The sequence below is a fragment of the Planctomycetota bacterium genome (assembly GCA_035384565.1).
Taxonomy (GTDB): Bacteria; Planctomycetota; PUPC01; order DSUN01; family DSUN01; genus DAOOIT01.
On record DAOOIT010000004.1, the window covers coordinates 20,640 to 44,010 of the forward strand.

Genomic DNA, 23,371 nt, shown 5'->3' on the forward strand with positions numbered 1-23,371 from the left:
GTGATGGGGGCGCGCTCGGCGGGCGGCGGCACGGTCTTGACGAGGTCGCGCACGATGTCGGTCGAGGTCACGCCTTCCGAGAGGGCGTTGAAGTTGACGAAGACGCGGTGGCGCATGACCGGGATGGCGCAGGCCCTCACGTCGTCCACCGTGGCTTCGAGCCGGCCTTCGAGCACGGCGCGGGCCTTGGCGCCCAGGATGAGGTACTGGCAGGCGCGGGGCCCGGCGCCGCACTGGACGCGCTGGTTCACGAAGTCGGGCGCGCCCGGGCCGGGCCGCGAAGCGCGCACGAGGGCCGTGGCGTAGCGGATCACGGGGTCGGGCACGGGGACGCGCCAGACGATCTTCTGGAGGGCCAGGATGTCGGCTGCGGTGAGCACCTTCTTGGGCGTGGGCATCGAGCGGTAGGTGGTGCGCTTGATGATCGTCTCTTCCTCGGGCTCGGTCGGGTAGTCCACGAGGATGTTGAACATGAAGCGGTCGAGCTGGGCCTCGGGCAGGGGGTAGGTGCCCTCTTGCTCGAGAGGGTTCTGGGTGGCGAGCACGAAGAAGGGCGGCTCGATCTCGTAGGTGTAGCCCGAGGCGGTGACGCTGAACTCCTGCATGGCCTCGAGCAGCGCGGCCTGGGTCTTGGGCGGCGTGCGGTTGATCTCGTCGGCGAGCAGCATGTTGGTGAAGATGGGGCCTTTGATGAAGCGGAAGTTGCGGGTGCCGGTGGCCTCGTCTACCTCCAGGATGTCGGTGCCCGTGATGTCGCTGGGCATGAGGTCGGGGGTGAACTGCACGCGCTTGAAGTCGAGGTCGAGCACTTGCGAAATGGTGCGGACCATGAGGGTCTTGGCGAGGCCGGGCACGCCGACCATGAGGCAGTGGCCGCGCGCGAGCATGGCGGCGAGCACCTGGTCGAGCACTTCGGCCTGGCCGACGATGATCTTGTTGACCTCGGCGCGGATGGCCTCGGAGGCGGCCTTCATGTTGCGGACGGCCTGTTCGTCAATGGCGCCTTCGGCGAGGGCGCCGGGGGCGGGCGAGGCCACTGCGCCGGCCGCGGCCTCGGGGGCGGCCTCGGCGGGCTCGGGTTCGGCCTGCTCGCCCTTGTCGAACACGAACACCACGCCCGCCACGCCCACCTGGTCGCCGTGGGTGAGCAGCCGGCGCTCGATCCGCTCGCCATTGACGAAGGTGCCGTTGCCGCTGCCGAGGTCGGTGATGACGAAGCCCTCGGGGGCCGGCTCGATCTGCGCGTGATGGCGCGACACGCGCTCACCGGCCAGGCGGATCTGGCACGAGGGGCTGCGCCCGATCTGGATCGGGGCGTTGGGCAGGCGGTAGGTGAGCTCCTTGCCGGAGCCGGCGCGGATTCTCAGGATGGGCATGGCCGGTCTCGATCCCTTTCGCTGGTGCGGGTCAGTTCTTGGGCTTGGGCTTCGGCTTGGCGGGGGCGGCCTCCTTCTCGCGCCAACTGGCCGTGTAGAAGTGCGGCCATGGGCGGCGCTTGAACGTCGCGGCGTCGAAGTCGGGCAGCGCCACCACCCCGTCGCCCACACGAATGCCGCCGAGCCCGGGCACGTAGCCGAAGGTGAGTTCGGTGCCGGGACCGCCCATCTTGCGCTCCTCGCGGAAGAGGTGGCGGTTCATCTTCACCGTCCAGATCTTGCCCGTCTTGCGCATCTCGCACAGGTCGAGGCGGCGAATCTGGATGCCCTTGAGCTCGGTGCCGCCGGGGTCGAAGGTCCGCTTGTCGCGTATCTGCTCGACGAGCAGCTTCACGGTGCCCGGGTTGCCGCCCATGCGCACGATGCGCTTGATGTTGAAGTAGTCTTCGCTCATCCAGGTGACCTCTTCGATGCCGTCGCGGGCCTCCTTGGGGAGCTCGGTCAGGCCGTCGGGCGGGTCGAGGGTGATGCCCTCGAAGACCTTGTCCTTGAACTTCAGCACGAGGTCGTACTTGCCGGGCGGGAGGCCCTGGAGGGAGACGACGCCGGCGCCGCGGTCAATGTTGGCGACGTAGGTCTTGTATTCGGTCGCCTCGACGACGATGGCCTCTTCGAGGTCGGCGATGGGCTGGACGGCCACGCGGAGGCCGCCCGGGCCGCCGGGCGGGGTGTCGTGGAATTTCTCGGCGAGGGCGGTTGCCGCCAGGAGCGCGAGGATGGAGAGGACGCGGGCGATGGCGGGGGGTGGATTGGGGAGTGCGGATTGGTGGAGAGCGGAGAGCCGAAATCCGAAATCCGGAATCCGAGATCGTCTCATCGGGCCGTCTCCTTCACTACTCCCTGACCGCTTGCTGCGCGGCGCGGCTCTTGGGGTATTCGCGCATCACCTTCTCGATCAGCTCGCGGGCCTTGGCGGTGTTGCCGAGCTTGCGGTGGGCGCGGGCCATGAGCAGCTCGACGTCGGGCAGGTAGGGCGTGAGCGGGTTGAGCTTCACGAGGGTTTCGAGTTCGACCAGGGCGCGGTCGGGCTCGCCGAGCTTGTCGAAGTAGCGCGCGGTCATGAGGATCAGGTCGCCGCTGAGCTTGCCGCTGGGGTATTCGATCTCCCAGAGCACGAGGCCCTCGCGGGCGGCGCGCAGGGCGCCGTTCTCGATGTGGGACCAGACGGTTTCGAGGAAGCCGCCCTGGCGGACGGCGATGGTGCGACGGTCGGCCTCGGCGTAGGTGATCTTCTGGGCGTCGCGGTAGGCCTCCTCGGCCTTGGCGAAGTCGCCCTGGGCGCGGTAGACGTCGCCGATCTTTACGGCGGCGATGCGTTCTTCGAGGCCGCTGCGGGTGCGCAGGATGCTCCTGGCGGCCTCGAGGGCGCGTTCGGGCTGCTTGAGCTTGTGGAGGAGGATCTCGAGGCGCTCCATCTGCGCGCGGGCCGCGTCGAGCCGGGTGGGCGCCTCGGGCACCAGGGCGGCGTAGATCTTCATCGCCCGCTCCGGCTCCTTCACGGAGCAGGCCAGGGCCAGGCGGTCAGCGGCGCGCCAGGCCTTGGGGCCCTTGACGCCGAAGCTGTTGGCGTAGGCCTCGGTGAAGGGCTTGATGCGCTCGGCGTCCTCCTCGGTCTCCACCAGCTCCCAGAGGGCCTCCATCGTGCGCTCGGAGTACTTCGTGCAGTCGGTGGCCACGATGATGCCCACGTAGCGGCGCACGGCGTCGGTGTCGAGGATCGTGAAGTTCTTCAGGGCGGGCGAGAGGGTGACGATGGCGCCGTAGGTGTCGAGCGGCTTGCCGTCCTCGCCCACGATGCGGGCCACGACGGTGAACGGCCCGTCGCCCACGTAGATGTGCTCCTTGCCTTCGCCGGTCCCGGTGGAGCCGTCGCCGTAGTCCCACAGCACCCGGGCCTTCTCGGGCACGTTGCGGCACTGGGTGTGGAAGGTGACACGGGTGAACTGCTCGAGCTCGACGGGCTCGGGCTTGGCCTCTTTTTCTTTCTCCTTGGGGTCTGCGGCGTGGCCCTTGAACTCGAGCTTGCCGGCCCGGGGGTCGGGCTTGCGGTCCACGAGGAGCTGGTCCTCCTGGGCCCAGGAGAAAGCGGCGAGGGGGGCGTTGGCGCGGCGCTCGACGGCTCCCGCCTTGGCGACCGGCGTGTGCACGAAGGCGGATTCGGGGATCACCTTCCAGCCCTGTTCGCCGGGGGGCGTCCAGCCGAGCATCATGCACGTTTCGCCCTGGGTCTTGGCGTGGTAGTATTCGATCTTGTATTCGCCCTTGTTGAGGGTGATGTCGGCGCCGTGCTGGCCCTGGCGGCCGCCGCCGGCGTCGTGGTGGCCCGGCCACTCGCAGAGCAGCTTGCCGTCGAGGAAGACGTACGAGGCCTCGCTCGAGGCGGTGTAGATGCGGTACTTGCCCGGCTTCTCGACCTTGAGGTAGCCGACGTAGTAGGAGGCGAAGAGGCTGTCGGGGCCGAAGGGGTTGATGCCGTGGAAGATGTTCTCGACGAAGCCGATGCCATGGAAGTCGCCCGCGCGCACAGCGGCCTGGATAGGCTTGTGGCTCTCGAGGGCGCCGCCGGGGCAGGGCATGGTGTGAAGGAGGAGGCTGAGCTTGGGCTCCCACGAGCCGCCGGCCGGGCGGGGCGTGTCGCCGGGGATGCGGGCGCCGTAGTAGACGAAGGCGGAGCCTTTGGCCCGCGCGGCGTTGTAGGCGATCCACGTTTCGCCGCCGCGGCGATGGGCCAGGACGCGGAAGGGGAGGGCCTGGCCCTGCTCGTCCACCACGAGGGGGGAGCCGCTGGGGATGTGGCCGCCGTCGCAGAAGGCGAAGGCCACGGTATCGGCGTCGCCGCCGCCGAGGATCTGCCGGCGGTATTCGCGGGGGGCTTTCCACTCGGCGCCCAGGCAGGCCGCCAGCGGCACGGAGCACGCCACGAGCTCCAGCACGAGGAGCCCGAGGGCCGGGCGCTTGCGGTGGGGGGCCTGGGGCGAGCGCTCTCTCACTTGACCGCCCCCGCGGCGATGGCCTTGTAGTATTCGGAGACGAGGCGCTCGAACTCGGGCGGGATCGGCTCCTCCTTGGCGTTGAGCATTTCTTCCTTGAGGGCGGTGGGGAGGCGGTGGCGCGGGTCGAGGGCCACGGCGCCTTCGCCGGCGGCGGCGCGCTTGGTGTTCTGGAGGGCGTGGACGATGCGGCGCTGGGTTTCGGCGAAGCCGACGAGGTCGCCGGCGCGGGCCTGCTGCTCGGCCTTCTGCATCAGGACGATGGCCTCGTCGAGTTCGCCGGTGGGCAGGTACATGAGGGTGGCCTTGGAGTAGACGGTTTCGGCGTCGCGGCGCACCTCGCGCTGGCGGCGTTCGAGGTCGCGCAGGGCGAGTTCGTTGCGGGGCGGGGCGGTGCCGCTGAGGCCGCCTTCGCCGCCGATGCCGCTCTGCTTGCCGCCGCCGGTGGCCTTGGCCTTGGATTCGGGGTTCTCCTCGTCAATCTGGCCTTCGCCGAAGGGGTCGTGGGTGCGGCGGGCCTTGGTTTCGCGCCCCTCGAGGTCCTTGGCCTTGCCGTCTACCAGCTCGCCGTTGGCGTTGCCTTCGCGGCCCGCGCCGGAGCGGCCGGCCATTTCGTTGGCGTTGGGCTTCTCGTTGCCGCTCTTGCCCTTGGCGCTCCAGTTCGAGATGGGGCCGTCGGCCACGTCCCAGCCGGCCGGGATGTCGGCCGTGGCGGCGTTCGAGGCGGAGTCCTGGGCCTGTTCGTCCACCTCTTCCTGCTTGTCCACGAGGTCGCCCACTAGGTCTTCCATCTCCTGGGGCAGGTCCACGAGCGGGATGTTGGGCATCTCGTTCTTGTCCCAGGCCTCCTGCTTCCATTTCTGGGCGTCGGGCTTGTCCATGAGCCACATTTCCATGTCGGCCATGCGTTCCTTGACCTTGTCGAGTGCGGCGAGCATGCCCTCGTCGCGGTCTACGGCGATTTCCTCGGCGGGTGCGCTCTCGCTGCCGGGGACCTGGGTGATGTCTTCGAAGACCTCGCGCATTTCCTGCACGAGTTCGTTGCACGAGGGCACTTCGGGGAAGAGGGCGAGGTCCTTGGCCATCTGCTCGACGGCGTCCTCGATTTTCTCTTTCACGCCTTCGAGTTCGGCGGCGCGGGTGGCGACCTCCTTGGCCTTGTCGCCGCGGTTGTCCTTCGAGCGTTCGAGTTCTTCGCTGATTTCTTTGACGGCGGCCTGGAGCTTGGCGAGCTTTTCGGCCTTGTCTTTGGCCTCTTCGAGGGTTTTCTTGAGGTTTTCGAGTTTTTCGGCGGCGGCGGCGATGATGGGGGCGCGGAGGAATTCGGCGATGGCGCGCAGGTCGGCCATCACCTTGTCTTGCTCGGGCAGGGCGGGGGCGAACTGGCCTTTCTCGATGCGGGAGGCGGCGAGGAGCATGTTCTGGCGGATCTGCCGCGAGTCGATCATCTTGGCCGCCTCGTCGAAGCGGGTGGCCTGCTCGGCGTCGGACTTGGCGATGAGGCGGGCCTGTTCCTGGAGCATTTCCTTGAGTTGGGCGAGGCGGGCCGTGAGCTTGTCCTGCCGCTGGGCGAGGGCGGGGCTGCCCTGGGCGGCGTTGGCCTCGGCGGCGGCCTGGGTGTCGGTGCGGATGCGCTGTTGTTCGCGGATGAGCTCGTCAATCACGGCGAAGATGTCGCGGAGGGCCGCCGTGTCCATGGCCCGCTGGAGCTGGTCCATGCGGCCGGTGAGGCGGGCGAGGATGACGCGCTCGGTGTCGAGTGCCGCCTTGAGGGCGTCGGCCGGCTTCTCGGCCCTGGCCACGGTGCGGAGCTGGGTGACGGCCTGGAGCATTTCGCCGTCGAAGAGCACCTGGAGGACGCCGCGGAGGGGCAACCGCTCGTCCATGAGGGCGAGGAGCTTGCCGCTGGCGGCGCGGATTTCCTCTTGGAGGGCGATGGAGGCGGCGAGCTTCTCGGCCGCGCCGGCGAGCGAGCCGGGCTGTTTGAGTTCGCTGGCGCGCAGGATCTCGCCGTCGGCGATGTTGCGTCGCTGCTTCTGGATGATCTGGGCGAGTTCCACGGCGGCCAGCTTGGTGGTCTCGCGGCTCTTGTTCTCGGCCTCTTCGGGCGAGAGGATGGTCACGGTGATGCGCCCCGAGCGGGTGACGCCGGGGCCGGTCACGTCGTTCCAGTCCTTGGCGACGACCTGGAGCGAGGCCGACTTGCCGGGCTCGATGCCCAGCTTGGCCACGGGGAGCGGATGGGTGACCTGGAGGACCTTCTGCGTCTTGCCCTCGCCCTGCCAGTCGGCGAGCACCTCATCGGTCTCCTTCGGCTCGCCCTCCTTGGCGGGGTGGAGGCGGACGATCTGGGCGCTTGCGACGCCGTAGCGGTCGGTGACGGTGAACTGGAAGGGCAATGTGGCTTCGGGCTTGACGACCAGTTGCGCGGGCGGCGAGTCGAGGGCGATCTCGGGCGGCTCGTCGGGCAGCAGCTCGATGTCGCGCGAGACGGGCTTGCTGGGGAACCCGGCCGTGTCGGTGAGGTCAATGTGGTAGCTGCCCTGGGCTTTGACGGGGAAGGAGCCGGTGACCACGGTGCCGCCCTCGATGGCCATGGCGAGGGGCTCGGCGGCCGTGGAGAGCACGAGGGCCGCCTTGGCGATCGGCTTCGAGCAGGTCGCGCGAATGTCCACCCGCGAGCCGGGCAGGGCGCGCACGGTGCCGCTGTCCTGCGAAGCGGCCGGCAGCCCGGTGTAGGCGGGCGGGGCGATCTCGAGCTTGACGTCGGTGACGGCGGGGCGATGGTGGGCGGTGATGGTGTAGGCGTCGGACTCCGCGTCGCCGGCGACGATGTGGTAGGCGAAGGTGCGGCTGACGTCGGCCATCAGGCACTGGAGCTTGCCCGGCGCGTCGCCGGGCCGCATCACGGCCACCTGCTCCTGGTCGTTCTCGGGCGTGTAGACGAGGAGCACGCTGTCGGGCAGCTTGCCGGCGAGTTGGACTCCGATCGTCACGTCGTTGCCCACGAGCACGTTCTGGTTCTTGGGCGTCACATCCACGATCTTCGTCTGGGTGAGGGGCCGGACGCCGGCGAAGGGCACGAGCACGCGGGCGAGTGCGTTGGCGAAGTGGCTGGGGTAGAGGATGCCGTAGGCGGCCATGCCGCCGAGGACGAGTGCCGCGGCGCCCAGAGCGGCGGCCAGGCGGCGCTTGGGGATGGCGGCGGTGAGGTCGGCCCGGGCCGCGCCGGCGTTGCCCTGCTCGACGACGGCGTGGATCAGCTCGCTCGCCTCCGCGTCGTCCTCGCGGGCCAGGAGGAGGGCGTTGATCATCGCGTTGTCCATCTGGGGGAACTTCTGCTCGACCTTCACGGCCATGCGTTCGGCGGTGAGCGGCTCGCGCAACAGTCGCGCCCCCCAGCGGACGAGGAGCACGGCGATGCCGGCCAGGCCGGCGAGGGCGAGGAGGCGCACGGCCATGGGCAGGTGCAGCAGGTTGTCGAGCACCATGGCCGAGCCGAGGGCCGCCAGCACGGCGGCCACGAACAGGCCGAAGGCCTCGACGAGCCAGACGCCGCGCTGGTGGTCCTGAAGCGTCTCGAGCCGGCGGCGCAACCGCCCGGCCGAGGCCGTGATCTGCTCTTTGGGGATCATGACGTGCTCCTCAAGGCGGACCCTGCACGGGATAGGACGGATCGGACTCATAGGACCGATATGACAAGCCGGGGACGGCGCGCCCCCAGGTCCTGTCTGTCCCATCAGTCTTGTCGGTCCTGGGCACTAATACTCGAACCGCTTGTCCTTCGGGTTCTTGCTGGCGATGAAGTCGTTGTACTCCTTCGAGGTCATCGGGCGGATCGAGACGTTGTCGAACCAGGCTTCGCCGGGCATGTAGGCGTAGAGCTTGACGCTGATGTGGTCGAACTGGTAGCGCTTGGGCGCCACGATCTCCTTGGTGAACGTTTGCCAGTCTGCCGGGCTGCCGCAGTTCACGTGTGCGCGGTAGCAGCGTTCGAGGCCGTCCTTGGGCTTCGCGGGGTCCATCGGGCCTTCCCAGTAGGCGCTGCCGCCCGACTGCGGTGCGCGATAGCACTCGGCGAACACGCGGGCCACCGAGCCCTTGGTCTTGCAACTGAAGGTCATCACGTAGCCCCAGGCGGGCTTCACCTTGATGAGGTAGCTCATGATGCGCACGCCCTGGTTCTCGCCGGTGGACTTGTCGAGGGTGAACTTCACGCAGTAGCCGTTGGGGCCGTGGTCGAGCGAGACGCGCTCGTGGTTGTGTACGTACCAGTCGCCGCACTCTTCGCCGCTGATGAAGCCGCGGCATTTGGGGCACAGCAGGCCGCACCAGGGCTTGCGGTCGCCCAGGTCCTGCCCGCAGGCGCAGATGTAGCGGAAGCGCATCGTGCCGCCCTCGTCCTTGCCCACCTCCTTGGGCATGAAGTCGGTGAGCTTGATGTGCCAGGCCTCGGGCACCTTGCCGTCGCTCTTCTCGAAGCCGCCGTTGGCCACGAGATTGGTCGCCCCGAGGGCCGCCCCGGCGAGGAGGCAGACCGACAGCGCGATCGAGCGCCTGCCAATGTGCCCTCCACAACCCGCAGTCCGCAATGCCCTCATTCCAGTTGCCTCCTTCGGCGCAGGACCCATTCGCCGGTCATCAGCCCGAGGAACGTGAGGAAGACCCACCATTTGTTCCACACCTCGCGCTTCTCGGTCCAGGTGTGTTGTTTGGTGTGGAAGGCCATGTCGTCGGCGATCTTCGCGGCCTCTACTGCTTCATAATACCGCCCCGCGCCTGAACTTGCAAGCCTTTTCAGGAGGTCGCGGTTGGGGTCGGTCTCGTTCATCTCGATCGAGGTGTCGCCCACCAGCACGGTGATCTGGTCGCGGCCCAGGTCGGCGCCGTCGGCCTGCGCTGTCACCACGACCTTGTACTTGCCTCCGACGTGCGGGAGGAAGCTCGCGGTGAAGGCGTCGGGCACGCCGGCCGTCGCCCCGTCCTTGGGCCGGGTGCCCGCGCGTTCGCTCACCTTGCCGTCGGGCGCGTAGATGTGGCACACCACCTTGGCGTTGGGCGCCGTGCGGCCCTCGGCGTCCACGGCGGTGACCGTGAGGTTCACCGGCTCGTTGAGTTCGTAGGAGAGCTTGTCGGCGACGACCTGGACGGCTCGCCGCTCTTTCTCGGCCTGCTCCTCGGGCATGAGCCAGGTGACGAGCTGGCGCCAGAAGAGGGTCTGGAGGTCGTCCTGCACCTGGCCCTCGGCCATGCCCAGCTTCCAGCGCCACGTGCAATCGGTGAGCACCACGATGGCCTTGCCCTTGCCGTAGCGGTGGGCGACGACCACGGGGAGGTCCGAGCCGTCGGTCGTCTTCATCAGCACGGTGGCGCCCGGCTTCACCTCGCCCACGCCCATCAGGCTGATCAGCTCGGGGGCCTTGGCCCACGACTGCGTCACGCCCTGGAATGCGGGGTGCGCCCGCCCCTCGGGCGTGAGCTCCACCTGGAAGCGGCGCTCCACGTACGACGCCGTCCGCAGGAGCTCGACGGGCAGCACCCGGGCCAGCGGCGTGCTGCCGAAGCCCTCGGTGCCGAAGCTGCTCTTGCCGCCCAGCAGCAGCACGGCGCCGCCCTGCTCGACCAGCGCGGCGATCGTCGCGAGCTGCTCGGGCGAGAAGAAGGTGTGCGGCACGTCGCCGATGATGATCGCCTTCAGGCGCTGAAGCTCGGCCGGCGCCATCGTAGCGATGCGGGCCGAGTCGGCCGGGTTCGTGCCCTGCACCGACATCTTGCCGGGCGCCGTGCGAATCACGGCCGTGTGCTCGACGTTCTTGTAGGCCGCCAGCACGCGGCTCAGGAACTTGAACTCCCATCGCGGTCGGGCCTCGATGTAGAGCACCCGCGACACGGGGTCGGCCACGAACACGGGCATCGGCTTCTCGTTGTTCGCCTTGTTCGCCTCAGCGGGGTCGGCCGGCACGCGCACGGTGTAGACGAATTGCCCCGGGCTGGTGGGCTTGAGTTTCATGGAAACCTGCCGCTCGGGGCGGTCGGGACTCAACGCGACCGCCGACGTGGCAATGACCTCGTTGTCGAGCAGCAGCTCGACGGGCACGCTGCGCGCGCCGAACCCCTTCATCCCAACGGTCACCGTGACGTCGGAGGTGTGGCCGACGACGATGCGCTTGTCATGCGAGACAGCGACGATGGAGAGGTCGGATTCCTTCTCCTTGATTTCCTTGGGCTTAGGGCGGCCGAAGCCGACGGCGAAGATGGGCGCCTCGAGCTCCTTCGCGGCCACCTGCGGGTCGCTGCCCGTGTTGTCGCGCCCGTCCGACAGCAGCACGACGCCGGCCAGGTCCTCGCCCTTGAGCTCGTCGCGAAGCTGGGAGAGCGCCATGCCCAGGCTGGTGCCCGTGCCGGTGGCCTTCTCGAGGCTGTCGAGCGCCTCGGGCTTCAGCCGCGAGAGGCCGGTGGCGAACTCGAAGAGGTCCACCGTCGCCTTCTCGCCCAGCTTCTCGATGAGCTTCGACTCGCGCAGGGCGTCGAGCGCCTCCCGCAGACGCGGCCTGTCGCGGCCCGCATCCACCACGCTCATGCTGCCCGACGTGTCGAGCAGCACGGCCACGTGGGGCTTGATCTCCTCGGTCTTTGTGAACGTAATGCTTGGCTGAACAAGGAGATACACGATCATGGCGAGTGCGCCGAGCCTGAGGATCACAATGGCCGCCGATGTGAGCGTGAAGGGCAGCAACTCGCGCCACACCAGGGCGAACGAGCCGGCCAGCGCCATCACCACGCCGACCACGGCGAGCCAGGTGAGCGTCTGACCCCACGGATAGTCAAGCGTCCAATGCACTTACGCGTCCCTCACAGGACCGGATGCACCGGCGTCTCCGGTTGCTTCATCATGCCCGGCCAGTCGGGGGGCTCCACCGCATCGTCCGTCAGCAGGTCTGAGCCGAACCAGCCGGCCACGAAGTCGGCAAGCTCCACGACGTTGAGATTGAGCCTCACGTTGAGGCCCCAGGCGATCCAGAGGCCGACACAGTACTTGTCTGCGAGCTGGGTGCCTGGGGCTGGCTTGATGGAAGTGTCGTATTCCCTTGTGGTTGTGAATGGGCCTTTGGTCTCGATTCGAGGCGGCGCCCCGGCCCACTCCAGGCTGCGGACGAAGGGCACGCCCTGGCCCTGCTCGAGCTCCGAGCCGGCGGCCGTGTAGCGCCCGTGCCAGCCGATGGCGAAAATCGTCTGGTTATCGCCTCCGGCGACGACGAAGTAATCAGTGACCTTGAGCCGGACGTAAGGCAGCGGCCCTGCGAAGCCGGCGCTCGCGTCGAAGCAGTCCGCAAAGTCCATCCACCGCTTCGCCAGGAAGCTGTCCTTAGGGGCGAAGCAGCCTGATGCAGCAAGGCTAAGCGCAACGAGCGCAAGCGCTTGCGATACCATGGCCGATGGCTTCATCGCTTCTCCTTCCCGATCTCGCCCGGCCGGCTGGGCTGCCAGTAGTCATCGCCCACGAGGTCGAGGCCGAACCAGCCCGTGAGAAAGTCGCCCAGTTCCACGAGATTGAAGTCGAGCCTGAACGCAACGAGGACCGTGGCCGCGAGGCCGGCCCAGCAACGCTCGGCTATCATCCCCCCGGGTCCTGGTTGCGCGGTGTCATAGGTGCGCGTGGTGCGCGCGAGCCACTGGGTGTGGACAGCGGTGCGCGCGACCTCCTCGTGGTTGCGATAGACGGGCAAGCCGGCATAGACGCCTACGCCCGATCCCGCCGCGCGGTACCGGCCCCGCCAGCCCGTGGTGACTGGCTGGGCGTAGCCGTTGCCGAGGACGAAGTAATCCGTAAGCTTCAGCCGGACATAGAGATGCGGCATCAGCAGACCGCGCCAGCGCGGCTGGCTCTCGGGCACCGGGATCGCCTGGCCGCCGGGGTCCATCGCGTAGCCGGTGGCCTTGGGGAACAGGAAGGGCGCAACGGGCCAGCCGAGGCCGACCTCGGCGTGAACGCAGTCGCCCAAGTCGGCCCCGCGTTGGGCGAAGTACCTGCCGACCGGCCCCGAGCACCCAAGGGCTGCCAGGCAGAGCAGGGGGACGGGAATGAGCGAGCGAATGATCACTTGTCGACTCCGGTGTTCGTTTTTCGCATGGCCTCGGCCCTCACTGGGCCACGCCGGGGTTGCGCTGGCGCAGGACCTCGAAGAGCGGGAGCTTCATGCCGCCGGCCTTGGCCGCGCGGCTCAGGAGGTTGCCGAAGAAGGACTCGAGGACGAAGAGGAGGAGGGCCAGCTTGAAGAGGGTGGGCCAGGCCTTCTCCTCCTCGCGCGACTTCTTGACCTCCTCGACGACGTCGCGCTTGGGCCCCTCGACAAAGCGGATCATGCCCGAGGGCGCGGCCGCGATGATCTTGTCGGGGTCCTCCATCGTGATGACGGATTCCTTGACGTCGAGGTTGACGCCGAAGCCGCCGCTATTCGTGAAGGCGGGATCGGCGGCAACCTGGTAGAGGCCGGGCAGATCGGTCTCCTTGAACACGCACTCGGCGTAGCCGCCCTGGAGCACGGGCGGCGGCAGCACGATGCGGCGGCCGGTGGGGTCGGTGACCACGATGCGCTCGCGGTACTGGGCGGTGAGGGCCTGGAACTTGACCGGCTCGCGGAGGCGGAAGGCGGCGCCCTGGACGTCGGCGCCGGCGAGGTAGTAGATCACCTGGTGCACCCAGGGCAGGTAGGCGCGGCGGAGGGGGAAGTTGTTCCAGTCGGCGTCGGCCGTGCTGGTGAAGAGCAGGACCTTGCCTTTGCCGAACGCGCCCTCGACCAGGGCGGGCTGGCCGTTGGTGAACGAGAGCAGGACGGCGGCGCCGGGCTTGAGCGAGGCGCGGTTCGCGCCCACGCACAGGAAGAAGCGGGCCGAGCGGAGATCGAGGGGGGTCTTGAAGAGAGGGTGCCCTTCGCGCTGCTCGCCGAACTCGAAGGCTTGGCGCCTGGTCGGGTCGCCGACGGGCTGGCCGAGGGTGATGGGGAGGAACTTCCAGTCGTTATAGTGCGCGGCGTTGACCTTGCCGCCGAGGAAGACCCAGAGGTTGCCGCCCTCGCGGAGGAAGTTTTCGATCTTCACCTGGTCGGAGCCGTCGAGCGCGGGCACGTTGCACAGGATGAGGGTGCGGAAGTCGTCGAGCTTGGCGGCCGGCAGCTCGGCGGCGGTGATGATGCGGGCGTCCACCGGCGCGGGGCCTTCGTCGCCTGGGGCCGTCACGAGGCCGGTCGCCGGGCTCAGGGCGTTGCCCAGATAGAAGGTCTCGCCCAGGGCAGCCACAGCCGAGGGGTCGCCGTCCACCACGAGCACCTTCGAGCGCTCGCCGATCTTGGCGGTGAAGTAGTGCTGGTCGTCAATCGCCAGGGCGTCCTCCTGGAGGCTCACGGTGCAGCGATAGGTGCCGGCGCCGCCCAGGCGCGTGGTGAGGGTGACCGGCACGGGGGCGCCGGGGCGGACGGCGAAGGTCTCCTGGACCACGGGCTTGCCGTTGACGCTGAGGGTGGCGACGCCGCCCGGCGAGCCGGCGCCCACGGCCCACACTTGTGCGGTGACGGTGCACTGCTCGGGGCCGGAGCCGGCGACGGCGACCGATTCGATGAAGCAGTTGGGCGAGCCCTTGTGGCCGTAGCTGGTGAGGTAGAGCGTGGCATCGGTCTGCACGGTCTTGAGGAAGTTGCTCTTGAGGGTGGCTTCCCAGGCGGAGGCCTGGAGGTCGGTGAGGAGGTGGATCTCGCGGCGGCGGCGCTTCTCCTTCTCGTCGCCGGGGGCCTTGGGCGCCGGCTCCTTGGCGTCCTTGGGCGCGGCGGCGGCCGCCCCGCTGGCCTTGTTGGCCAGGCGCAGGGCCTCGCGCAGCGCGGGGTCGAGGTTGGTGCCGAGCACGGAGAGCTTGGCCTGCCGCAGGGCCGCCTTGGCGCGTTCGTGGTCGGACGTGAAGTCGGGCAGGAGCGGCTCGACCTGCTCGTTGGCGAGCAGCGCGATCACCTCGTCGCCGGGCTTCAGGGTGCCGAGGAGGCCGATGGCGGCCTCGCGGGCCTGTTCGAAGCGGCTCCGGCCCTTGTCTATGTAGCCCATCGAGTAGGAGTTGTCGAGCACGATGACCATCGAGACCGGGGCGTCGGGGAGCACGTCGGTCTGCTCCCTGGTGCGGGTGCACTTGGCCATGCCGAGGGCGATGAGAAGGATGAGAGCCATGCGCAGAAGCATGAGGAGGATGTTCTTGAGGCGGGTGCGGCGGACGGCTTTGCGCTGGCAGGCTTTGAGGAAGCGGATGCAGGGGAAGTCCACGATCCGGGCCGTCGGGCTCTGGAGCATGTGGATGATGACGGGGATGCTGAGCGCGGCGAGCCCCGCATACACGAAACTCCAGACGGCGGGCGTGAAGCCCCACATGGGAAACCCTCAGGCTGCCATGCGGATTGCGGCTTGCGGCTTGCGGGTTGAGCGCCTGAGGCCGCCGGCAACAATCCGATCCGGAATCCGAAATCCGGCCACGCTTCGGCCGAACGAAGCAGAGTTTGCAGTGCGGCCTTCAGGCCGTATCTTCAACGTCGAGTACGGGCTAAAGCCCGCACTACGAACTGCCTCGCCCTCTGAGGCGCGTGCCTGAGGCCCCACTTCATTCGGCGGAAGTGTTACGAAATCCGAGATCATCTGACCTTCTCCCTTCGGCTCAGGTATGCGCTCAGGAAGGTCGCGTGCGGGGTGTGGGTGTTGATCGTCACGTAGTCAATGTTGTTCTCGTAGCAGGCGCGCTTGTACTGGTTGATGAAGGCGTCGAGTTCCTTCGCATAGTCGTCCTTGAGGTCCTTGGGCGCGATGCGGATCTTCTCGGCGGTCTCCATGTCGCGGAAGGTGGAGACCTTCTCGAAGGGGAAGTTGAGTTCGTCGTTGTCGAGCACGTGGAGCACGACGACGTCGTGGCGCTTCTGGCGGAAGTGGGCGAGGCCCTTGATGACGGCCTCGGGCTCGTCCATGAGGTCGGAGATGACGACGATGAGGCCGCGCCGCTTGATCAGCTCGGCCATGCCGTGGAGCGCGACGGCGGTGTTGGTGCGCTTCTGCGGCGTCACGCGGGCCAGGGCGTCGAGCATGGCCCGCAGGTGGGTGAGGGACGAGCGGGGCGGGAAGTAGTCCTCGATCTTCTCGCCGAAGAGGACCATGCCGGCGCAGTCGGCCTGCTTGATCACCACGTAGGCCAGGCCGGCGGCCAGGTGGCAGGCGTAGTCGTACTTCGACACGCCGTTCGAGCGGTAGGCCATGGAGGCCGAGGTGTCTACGAGGATGTAGGCCTTGAGGTTGGTGCTCTCCTCGTAGCGCTTGATGTAGTAGCGCTCGGTGCGGGCGTAGACGCGCCAGTCGAGGCGTTTGAGGTCGTCGCCCTTGACGTACTGGCGGTGGTCGGCGAACTCGGTGGAGAGGCCCTTGTAGGGGCTGCGGTGGGAGCCGGTCATGGCGCCCTCGACGAGCGCGCGCGAGGTCACCGAGCAGTGCTGGAGCTGGCGCAGCGCATCGGGGTCGAGGAACCTGGAGCTATCGGCCTTCGCGGTTCGCATAGGCTACCGGCTCACTGACGGGGGACGAATGGATGGTTGGATGATTGGATGAATGACACAGACGGAACAGAAAGGCGGCCCCGCGCCTTCATTCATCCACTCATTCATTCACCCATCCTCGCCTATCTCGCCAACACGGCCACGGCCCCTCCCTCGAACAGTATAGCGCCCTGAGGCGTGAGTTTCACGAGCGTGGCGCCGTTGAGCCGCTCGCCCTCGGCCAGGTTGACGGGCCGGCGGGCCGGCTCGTCGGCGAAAGCGATGAGGGCGGCCAGCGGCTTCACGCCGCCGATGGCCTTGAGCTGGAACTTCCGGGGGAGCTTGAGGGTCTCGTTGAGGTAGGCCCGGATCGAGCGGCTGTCGCCCGCGAGGCTGGTCGAGCGCAGCGAGTAGACCTGGCGCGGAAGGTCGGGCTGGGCCTTCAGGGCGGCCGTGGCGTAGGCGAACGGCTTGCCCCAGGGGTCCACGAGCATCTCGGGCGGGGCCAGCTTGGCCTTGGCCAGGGCCTCGAGGGTCTCAGGGTACTCCACGTGGGCCACCCAGTAGCGGCGGAGGGCCGCGTCGAGCTGCTCCATTTGGAGGCGGGCGAGCCAGCCGCGGGCCAGTTCGGCTGTGGCCTGGCCGAAGGGGGTGTTGGGCGCCTTGGCCGCGCGGAGGAGGGCCTCGCGCGCCTTATCGGGCTGATTGAGTTCGCGGCGGAGGAGAATGCCCTGGAGCGCCCAGGCCAGGGGCGCGCACGGGTCGCCCTCGTTGGCCGCCGCGAACGCCGCGTAGGCCTTGGCCGCCTCGGCCCAGTCCTTCTTCTCGGCCAGGGCCGTGGCCTTCTGGTGGACGGCGAGGAAGGGGGCCAGGTCGTCGGGCGCGCCGGCTGCCGCCGCGGCGGCCGCCCACGCCAGCGCCATAGCCACCAGGCAGCCGCTGAATCGGGTCTGAACCATCCGCAGTCCTCGGCGGTTAGCGAAGCCCCCTCGCACAGGAGTCCCCGCGCGAGGGGGCTGATTGGCGGAACGAGGTTGCGCGCGCGGGCATGCGCCCCGCGCAAAGGTCAGTGCGTGACGGCGTACAGCACGATGTTGACACCGAGCTGCACGGCGTCGCGCGACTCGTAGCCGACAGCGTAGGGGTGCGGCTTGAGTTCCCAGCCGCAGCCCATGTCGAAGGCGCTGTAGACGACGGCGAGCTCGCCGTTGACGAGGACGCCTTCGAGCTGCGCGGGGCCGGGGCTCTGGACCTTGCGTTGCACGACGGCGGCCTGGCTGTAGTTGACGGCGCCGATCTTGTAGTGGCCCGAGAAGATCGGGTGCTTGGGGTCGAGCGTCGTGAGCTTGCTCTCGGGCAGCACGCGGGCCATCTCGCGGCGGAAGGCGGCATCGAAGGCCTTACGCCCGCAGCAGGCATCGGCCATCAGGAAGCCGCCGGCCCTCAGGTAGCGCTGGAGGGCCGACACCTCGGCGTCGCTGAGCGTGAAGTCGCCGTGGCCGGTCATGTAGATGAAGGGGAAGGTCGTGAGCTCGGGGCTGTCGAGCTTGAGGTGCTGCGTGGCGAAGCTCACCTTCATCGAGGAGGTGCCGCTCACGGTGTCGAGCAGGGTGGAGAGGCCGGCGGGGTCGGGGTTGCAGTCGCCGCCGTGGATCACCTGGCCGATGCGGAACTTGTCCGCGCGCGAGACGTCCTGGTCCACGTAGACGCGCGACTCGGCGAGGGAGACGCCCATGGCCTTGGTGGCCGTGGCGTAGGCGATCAGGTTGGCGCCCAGCTTCAGCGCGTCCTCGCTCTGCACGCCGGCGCTGGTCGAGTGCGTGTGCATGTCCCAGCCGCAGCTCAGGTCGAGGGGCGAGAAGACCACGCCGGTGCGGCAGCCGATGTCAATGCCCTCGAGGGGCGGCGGGGCCTGGCCGGCGATGCCGGCGGCTGCTGTGTACGACACGAGCGGCACGTCGTAATAGCAGCGGTAGAGGGGATGGTCGGCCTCGAGGCGCTTGAGCGGGCGCTCGGGGAAGATGGCCGCCAACTCCGTGCGCACGGAGTCGGCGAACTCCTTGCGGCCGCAGCAGGCGTCGAAGATGATGAAGCCGCCCTTCAGTACGTACTCGCGGAGGGCCTGGCGCTCGGTCTCGCTGAAGGTGAAGGCGTGGTGGCCCGTGCGGTAGAGCAGGGGCAGGCGCTCGGAGTCGAGCGGCACCTCGGAGAGCTTCTTCTCTTCGCAACTGAAGGTGATCTTCAGCTTCGTCTGCATCCAGGCGAGCAGGTTGTTGATGTCGTTCTGGTCGGTCGCCCAGTCGTTGGGCGTGCCGGTGACGATCTTGACCACGACGACGGGCGGGGTGGGCGGCTTCTTCTTCTCGGTGCGGCGTTGCGGCGTGGCGGGCAGGGGCAGCGGGGGGAAGCCTTCGGCGCCCGACCGCTGAGCCGGCTTCGGCGGCGGCGGCTGGCCGCACGTGCCCGCATCCGGCACGCCGCCGGCCAGGATCATCCCGGCCCCCAGGAACAGCACTCCCAGCAAGACCGCTGCGACGCCGACCAGTTGCCTCTTCATGACGTTCCCCTCAAGGGTGGAAACGAGGGCACACCACAGGGCCCGCCGCCCGCGCACCAAAACACTCCCCCATGATGACCAGTGTACAAGGCGTCAGCCGTTTGTCAAGCGCGAGCGCGAATATTCGCGCCAAGCCCGATAGCGGCTGAGCGATCTCCTATGAGGAGCAGCAGACTTGACTTACGGCTTGACGGCGAAACCCCGCCGGGCCGCCGTCACCTGCGCGCCGTCCGAGAACCGCACGGTCAGCGGCGCATCCTTCATGTTATGGACCACGTGGGCCTTGCCCTTGCTGCCGCCGAAGACGGCATAGAGGGGATAATCGGCGGTCACCGCGCGGTCCACGCGGCCCAACGCCGCCAGCGCCGCGAGCCAGTGGACGAGGTTGGCCCGCGAGTTGCCCGCCTCGATGGGCATCCGGCCGCCCCGGGCCTCGAGCTGACGGATTGCATCGGGCGCGTCGTCCAGCGCACGGTACATCAGCACCAGGTCGGCCCAATCTTCAAACCCCTTGCCGCCTTTCGCCGCGGCCAGGCCGTCGTAGCACCGCCGCACGTACTCGGGATAGAGGCCGAGATAGAGCGAGCCGCCGTGGAAGGGCAGCCAATTGATGCCGTAGACGATCTCGGGCTTGTTGCTGAACCACGTTTCGCGCGTGCCCTTGCCGCCCCAGATCATCGTGAGCACGGGCGCGGCATACTCCTTCGGGCGGAGCGTGCCCGTGACGTCGAACCAGTAGGCGTGGATGGCCTCCATCTCGGTCGTGTAGAGCCAGACGCCCAGGTCGCGCATCGCCCGGTTGCCGATCGCCTCGCCGAGCAGGATGAGGGCGGCCCAGGCATTCATCGCTTCGGACGACGACTCCTGGTTATTGCCGTCGGCGAAGCGCGCGTGGCCCGAGGCCCACGAGTGGCCCGCGTAGCAGTCGAAGCTGCGGAGGAACGGGAACAGGGCATCGTCGCGGAGCGGCGAGGCGATGTCGCGCACCAGCAGCCGCAGCATCCCGCCCCACTGCTCGTCGGCGGCCCACCGGGGGTCGCGGCGGGCGATCTCCGCCGCGGCGCGCAGGAAGTAGCCGTAGTGGAAGTGGTGGTCGTTGAGCTGGTCGTCGCTGCCGTAGCTGGCGGGGTAGCCAATGAGCGTGCCCCACGTGCGGTTGTAGGCGAAGAGGCCCCTGGCCTTCGGCTTGCCCTGGGCGTCGGCGGCATCGAGCCAGCCCTCGAGCCGCTGCCGCAGCTCGCCGAGGAACGCGGCTTCGAGCTTCGAGTCCACCTGCTCGGCGATGCCGGCCAGCGTGGCCAGCTTCCCCAGCCGCTTCCCTTCCCAATACGTGTCGCCCGTTCCCGGCGGCTTACCCTTGAGTTCCTCTTCGAGGCAGATGCGCAGCTTCGCCTCATCCTCCCCGCTCACCACGGGCAGCACGGGCAGCACGCCGTGGAACGTGGACCGGGTGGTGAATTCCGTGCCCGCCGCCAGCTTCATCTCGCCGCGCACGGAGCGGTAGGCGTGGCCCGGAGCGCGGCCTTCAGCCCGCTCTTCCAGGAGGCGGCCTGAAGGCCGCGCGACGAACCGCATCCACTGGTGCGGGTAGAGGGCGAAGAGGGTGCCCTCGCCCTTCCCCTCGCGGGCGACCGTGGTGAAGGCGAACGTCGTCGTCACCTCGCTCTTCGCGGGGTCGAAGGCCCAGGCCACGCGGGTGTCGGCGACGTGGTTGTGGGCGACCCGCTCGAAGAGCCGCAGCGTCCCCGGCTTGTCGTCGGGCAGAAGGGCCAGCGAGAAGTAGCCCTTGCCCTTCGCGTCGCACGCGAGCGTCCTCGTGCCGACACCGGCCCACGTCGAGCCGCTCGGGGCGAAGAGGCCATAATGCTTGCCCCGCACCGACAGGCCGAGCGTGGCCGAATCTGCCTGGCCAGCCCACACCTTCGGCTCGGCGCACAGCGTCACCCTCGGGTTGCCGCCGCGGAACGTCGCATACACGAACGGGCTGCCGTGGCCGTAGGAGACCCGCATCTCCCTGCCCTCGCACTCGAACGAGGCGGTGACGAACCAGTCGCTCCAGCCGGCCAGCCTCGCGTCGGGGAACTCGGCGACGGCGGAGTGCCCGAGCACCAGGTCCTCGCCCCCGCCGGGCATGCCGCCCATGAGGCCGATGGGCGCCACCGTGACGCTGGGATAGCACACCCGCAACCCGCTCGGCTGCGCGCACACGGCCAGCGGATGGGCGAACTGGGGCAGCGAGTGCCGCGTCCACAGCAGCGAACTCCACCACCGGTTCGTCGGCAGCGGCCCCTTCACCGCGTCGGTCCTCCACACCTGTTCGGGCGGCCCCTTGGCTCCTGGCGGCGCCTGGGTAGCATAGCTTCCCAGACCCACCCTCACAACGCCGTCTGCCGCATCTGCCGAAAGGCACAACGCCCCCGCCGCGGCCAGGGCCAGGAGTGGACGCCCGTTGACGCCAGCACTGCCCATGCTCATGTCTCCGCTTGCCCAACCAGGGGGGAGACCGGTCTCCCCGAAAAACCGCCGCACAGCGAAGGCTCATGCCCCGCCGCCCATATTCTACGTCCCCATCGCAATCTTCGCCAACAGAGCGGGAACAACGCGCGGGCCGGCAGGCCCTGCGCCCGCCCCTGGTGCGCTCAGGGCCTTGGTTGGGCTCATCGGGTCTGGCGAGGCTGCCGTAGCCGCCGCTGGGAGCTTGGGACGGGGGCCGCGGCGCCCGCGAGTCCGCTCATAACCGTATATGCTGCAACTCTTTACGCTCTCAGACCGCCCCTATCCCATGCTCGCTCATCCCGCAGATGAGCGAGCATGGCCGGAGCCGCGAGAATCGCCAATCCTCGCCCGTCTACCCATGCTGTATCACTCTCCCCCTCTCAGGATTGATACAGCATGGGCAGGCGGCGCCCGCCAGGCGCTCGGCACAGCCCCCCCAGGAACCGCCCCGTCCGCAACGAGCAGGCGTGCCCACACCCTGCACCTGCCCAGCCGCCTGGTATGAAGGCTTGTCCCAATCCCCGCAGTTGCTACAATCGTGGGCAAGGCCCCGCGGCCGTCGCGGGAGGGGAGCCATACGGGCAACGCCGAGTCAGGCAGGAGGGGAAGACCGCCTGAAGGCGGGACCCCCAACAGGGTGCGAACTCGTTCGGAGTCCCGCCTTCACGCGGTCTTGGCTTGTCTTCACGCCATTGGGAAGGAAGCCATATGAAGCAGTTCGCCGGCGGCTTGGTGCGAATCGGGGTTCTGTGGGCCACGCTCCAGGCCATCGCCGTGGGCGCGACCGACGACCCCTACACGTGGCCGGCGTACCAGCCCAACCTCAACTACCACTTCGCCAGGGAACACCCCGAGTTCCAGCCGCCCACGAAGGTGCTGGACGATGTGACCGGCGTGGCCGGCACGGTGACGTCGGGCTGGTGGTGTTTCCGCTACGGCCGCAACGCCAACCCGCTGGTGACCGAGGCCGCCTGGACGCCGATGCTGAAGCGCATGAACGAGGAGTTCGCCTACTTCCGCGACGTGATGGGCTGGCCGCCCGACAAGCGCGCCAAGAACGGCTACTACAGCACGATCTACCTCTTCGGTTCGGGCCTGAGCACCGACAAGGCCGACAACACGGCCAAGGGCGGCTGGATGGGCAGCGTCCACTACCAGGGCGAGCACTGGCCCATGGTGCTCGTCTCGTACTACCCGGTCTACTCGTTCGACCCGAAGTGCGACTACCGCGACAAGGAGTACCAGATGGGCGGGGTCGTCCACGAGGGCGTCCACGCGATCCTCGCGGACCTGCCCGGCTGCAAGAAGGCGGGCTGGTTCCACGAGGGCGGCAACAACTGGCTGACAACCGTTGCCAACGCCCAGCGCACGGGCAACTACAGCAGCCTCGGCTGGCTGAGTGCAGGGGCCATGCTCGCCCCCTTCATGCCCATCGAGTGCTACAGCGGATGGTTGCAGGACGGGAGCTTCGGCGGCCCGTCGGCCGAGGGCGTGAACCGCCACGAGAACGGCAAGCAGCTCTGCACGTGGCGCAAGCTCCTGGGCGGCACCCAGTACGGCGAGTGCTTCCCGGTATTCCTGGGCGAAGTGGTGTCGCCCGGCAGCGTCGCCTGGGTCTGGCAGAACTGCACGGGCCGCGTCCTGGAGGGCCTCGCCACCGCCCCGGGCGGCCTGGGCGCGGAGCAGACGCGGCGGCTGATCGCCGAGTTCCGCGGCCGTCAGGCCCTGTGCGACTTCGGCCGGTGGTCCGCCGCCTACCGCGCCCTGCTCGAGAGAAACTGGGGCATGACCGTCGGGGCAGAGTACGACCCCGTCTGGATCAAGTGCGAGCCCTGGACCGCCACCTGCTACGCCGCGACGGCCTATGACGCGGCCAGCCGCACGCTGACGCCCGAGAAGCGCACGCTCCCGGGCTGGTCCGGCGCCAACCAGATTCCGCTCAAAGTGTCGAACGCCGAGAGGATCAGCGTAGAGTTCCAGCCCATGGGCGCGAACATGCGCTGCCAGTTGGCCTATCGTGCGACCGATGGCTCGGCCGTCTACAGCAACCCCGTCGCCCGCGGCGAGTGCCGCCTGAGGATGCCGAAGCCCGCACAGGACAACGTCGTGATCGCCGTGATCTGCAACACGGACTACGTCTACGAAGGCGAGGAGACGCGGAAGAAGAAACACAACTACCGGCTGCGCCTGGGCGAGGGAATCTCCGGCACGGCCGACATCCATGGCAAATGGTGGAAGCCTGCGCGGCCGGCGCCCGACCGAAGCCAGAGGCCAGGGTAACGTGTCAGAATCCCGGGGACGGACGCAGCGGGGCTTGCCGCACAGCTTATCGAGCCAGGCTCC

Annotated in this window: 13 protein-coding genes and 2 pseudogenes; 1 reads left to right on the forward strand and 14 read right to left on the reverse strand. The window is 68.5% G+C overall.

Features of this window, described 5'->3' with window-relative positions; translation table 11 throughout:
- Positions 1-38: 38 nt before the first annotated feature.
- The 14 genes and pseudogenes from PLE19_02505 to PLE19_02570 form a co-directional block, all read right to left on the reverse strand.
- Positions 39-974: pseudogene (locus PLE19_02505) on the reverse strand (MoxR family ATPase).
- A gap of 135 nt (positions 975-1,109) precedes the next feature.
- Positions 1,110-1,376 (reverse strand): annotated as a pseudogene (locus tag PLE19_02510) (FHA domain-containing protein).
- Between the two features lie 31 nt (positions 1,377-1,407).
- Positions 1,408-2,253 carry a hypothetical protein gene (locus tag PLE19_02515; protein ID HPD13790.1) on the reverse strand — a complete coding sequence of 282 codons (846 nt, stop codon included), beginning with the start codon at positions 2,251-2,253 and terminating at the stop codon, positions 1,408-1,410.
- Between the two features lie 16 nt (positions 2,254-2,269).
- Entirely contained in the window at positions 2,270-4,426 is a 2,157-nt protein-coding gene (locus tag PLE19_02520; GenBank protein ID HPD13791.1) for a tetratricopeptide repeat protein, read from the reverse strand.
- Positions 4,423-8,061 carry a hypothetical protein gene (locus tag PLE19_02525; protein HPD13792.1) on the reverse strand — a complete coding sequence of 1,213 codons (3,639 nt, stop codon included), beginning with the start codon at positions 8,059-8,061 and terminating at the stop codon, positions 4,423-4,425. The genes PLE19_02520 and PLE19_02525 overlap by 4 nt, the downstream gene beginning before the upstream one ends.
- A gap of 126 nt (positions 8,062-8,187) precedes the next feature.
- Positions 8,188-9,027, reverse strand: coding sequence for a hypothetical protein (locus PLE19_02530; protein ID HPD13793.1), 840 nt, complete (start codon positions 9,025-9,027; stop codon positions 8,188-8,190).
- Entirely contained in the window at positions 9,024-11,267 is a 2,244-nt protein-coding gene (locus tag PLE19_02535) for a glutamine amidotransferase (protein HPD13794.1), read from the reverse strand. The genes PLE19_02530 and PLE19_02535 overlap by 4 nt, the downstream gene beginning before the upstream one ends.
- A gap of 11 nt (positions 11,268-11,278) precedes the next feature.
- A complete protein-coding gene (locus PLE19_02540; GenBank protein ID HPD13795.1) occupies positions 11,279-11,767 on the reverse strand; it encodes a hypothetical protein in 489 nt (162 codons plus the stop codon).
- 101 nt (positions 11,768-11,868) lie between these two features.
- Entirely contained in the window at positions 11,869-12,528 is a 660-nt protein-coding gene (locus PLE19_02545; protein HPD13796.1) for a hypothetical protein, read from the reverse strand.
- A gap of 40 nt (positions 12,529-12,568) precedes the next feature.
- Entirely contained in the window at positions 12,569-14,833 is a 2,265-nt protein-coding gene (locus PLE19_02550; GenBank protein ID HPD13797.1) for a VWA domain-containing protein, read from the reverse strand.
- Between the two features lie 257 nt (positions 14,834-15,090).
- On the reverse strand, positions 15,091-15,996 hold the full coding sequence (locus PLE19_02555) for a DUF58 domain-containing protein (GenBank protein ID HPD13798.1): 906 nt from the start codon (positions 15,994-15,996) through the stop codon (positions 15,091-15,093).
- 122 nt (positions 15,997-16,118) lie between these two features.
- Positions 16,119-16,934 (reverse strand): type II secretion system protein GspG, encoded by an 816-nt coding sequence (locus PLE19_02560; GenBank protein HPD13799.1) that lies wholly within the window; start codon positions 16,932-16,934, stop codon positions 16,119-16,121.
- Between the two features lie 107 nt (positions 16,935-17,041).
- Positions 17,042-18,532, reverse strand: coding sequence for a DUF4159 domain-containing protein (locus tag PLE19_02565; GenBank protein HPD13800.1), 1,491 nt, complete (start codon positions 18,530-18,532; stop codon positions 17,042-17,044).
- Positions 18,533-18,712: 180 nt separating this feature from the next.
- Entirely contained in the window at positions 18,713-21,001 is a 2,289-nt protein-coding gene (locus PLE19_02570) for a glycosyl hydrolase (GenBank protein ID HPD13801.1), read from the reverse strand.
- A gap of 735 nt (positions 21,002-21,736) precedes the next feature.
- Between PLE19_02570 and PLE19_02575 the strand changes: the two genes are divergently transcribed.
- Positions 21,737-23,308, forward strand: a complete 1,572-nt coding sequence (locus PLE19_02575; protein ID HPD13802.1) for a hypothetical protein — start codon at positions 21,737-21,739, stop codon at positions 23,306-23,308.
- Positions 23,309-23,371: the final 63 nt, after the last annotated feature.

Excerpts from the sequence above, each read along its gene's own strand:
- PLE19_02515 (HPD13790.1), bottom strand. The coding sequence starts at position 2,253 with ATGAGACGATCTCGGATTCCGGATTTCGGATTTCGGCTCTCCGCTCTC.
- PLE19_02525 (HPD13792.1), bottom strand. The coding sequence starts at position 8,061 with ATGATCCCCAAAGAGCAGATCACGGCCTCGGCCGGGCGGTTGCGCCGC.
- PLE19_02530 (HPD13793.1), bottom strand. The coding sequence starts at position 9,027 with ATGAGGGCATTGCGGACTGCGGGTTGTGGAGGGCACATTGGCAGGCGC.
- PLE19_02540 (HPD13795.1), bottom strand. The coding sequence starts at position 11,767 with ATGGACTTTGCGGACTGCTTCGACGCGAGCGCCGGCTTCGCAGGGCCG.
- PLE19_02550 (HPD13797.1), bottom strand. The coding sequence starts at position 14,833 with ATGTGGGGCTTCACGCCCGCCGTCTGGAGTTTCGTGTATGCGGGGCTC.
- PLE19_02555 (HPD13798.1), bottom strand. The coding sequence starts at position 15,996 with ATGCGAACCGCGAAGGCCGATAGCTCCAGGTTCCTCGACCCCGATGCG.
- PLE19_02560 (HPD13799.1), bottom strand. The coding sequence starts at position 16,934 with ATGGTTCAGACCCGATTCAGCGGCTGCCTGGTGGCTATGGCGCTGGCG.
- PLE19_02565 (HPD13800.1), bottom strand. The coding sequence starts at position 18,532 with ATGAAGAGGCAACTGGTCGGCGTCGCAGCGGTCTTGCTGGGAGTGCTG.
- PLE19_02570 (HPD13801.1), bottom strand. The coding sequence starts at position 21,001 with ATGGGCAGTGCTGGCGTCAACGGGCGTCCACTCCTGGCCCTGGCCGCG.
- PLE19_02575 (HPD13802.1), top strand. The coding sequence starts at position 21,737 with ATGAAGCAGTTCGCCGGCGGCTTGGTGCGAATCGGGGTTCTGTGGGCC.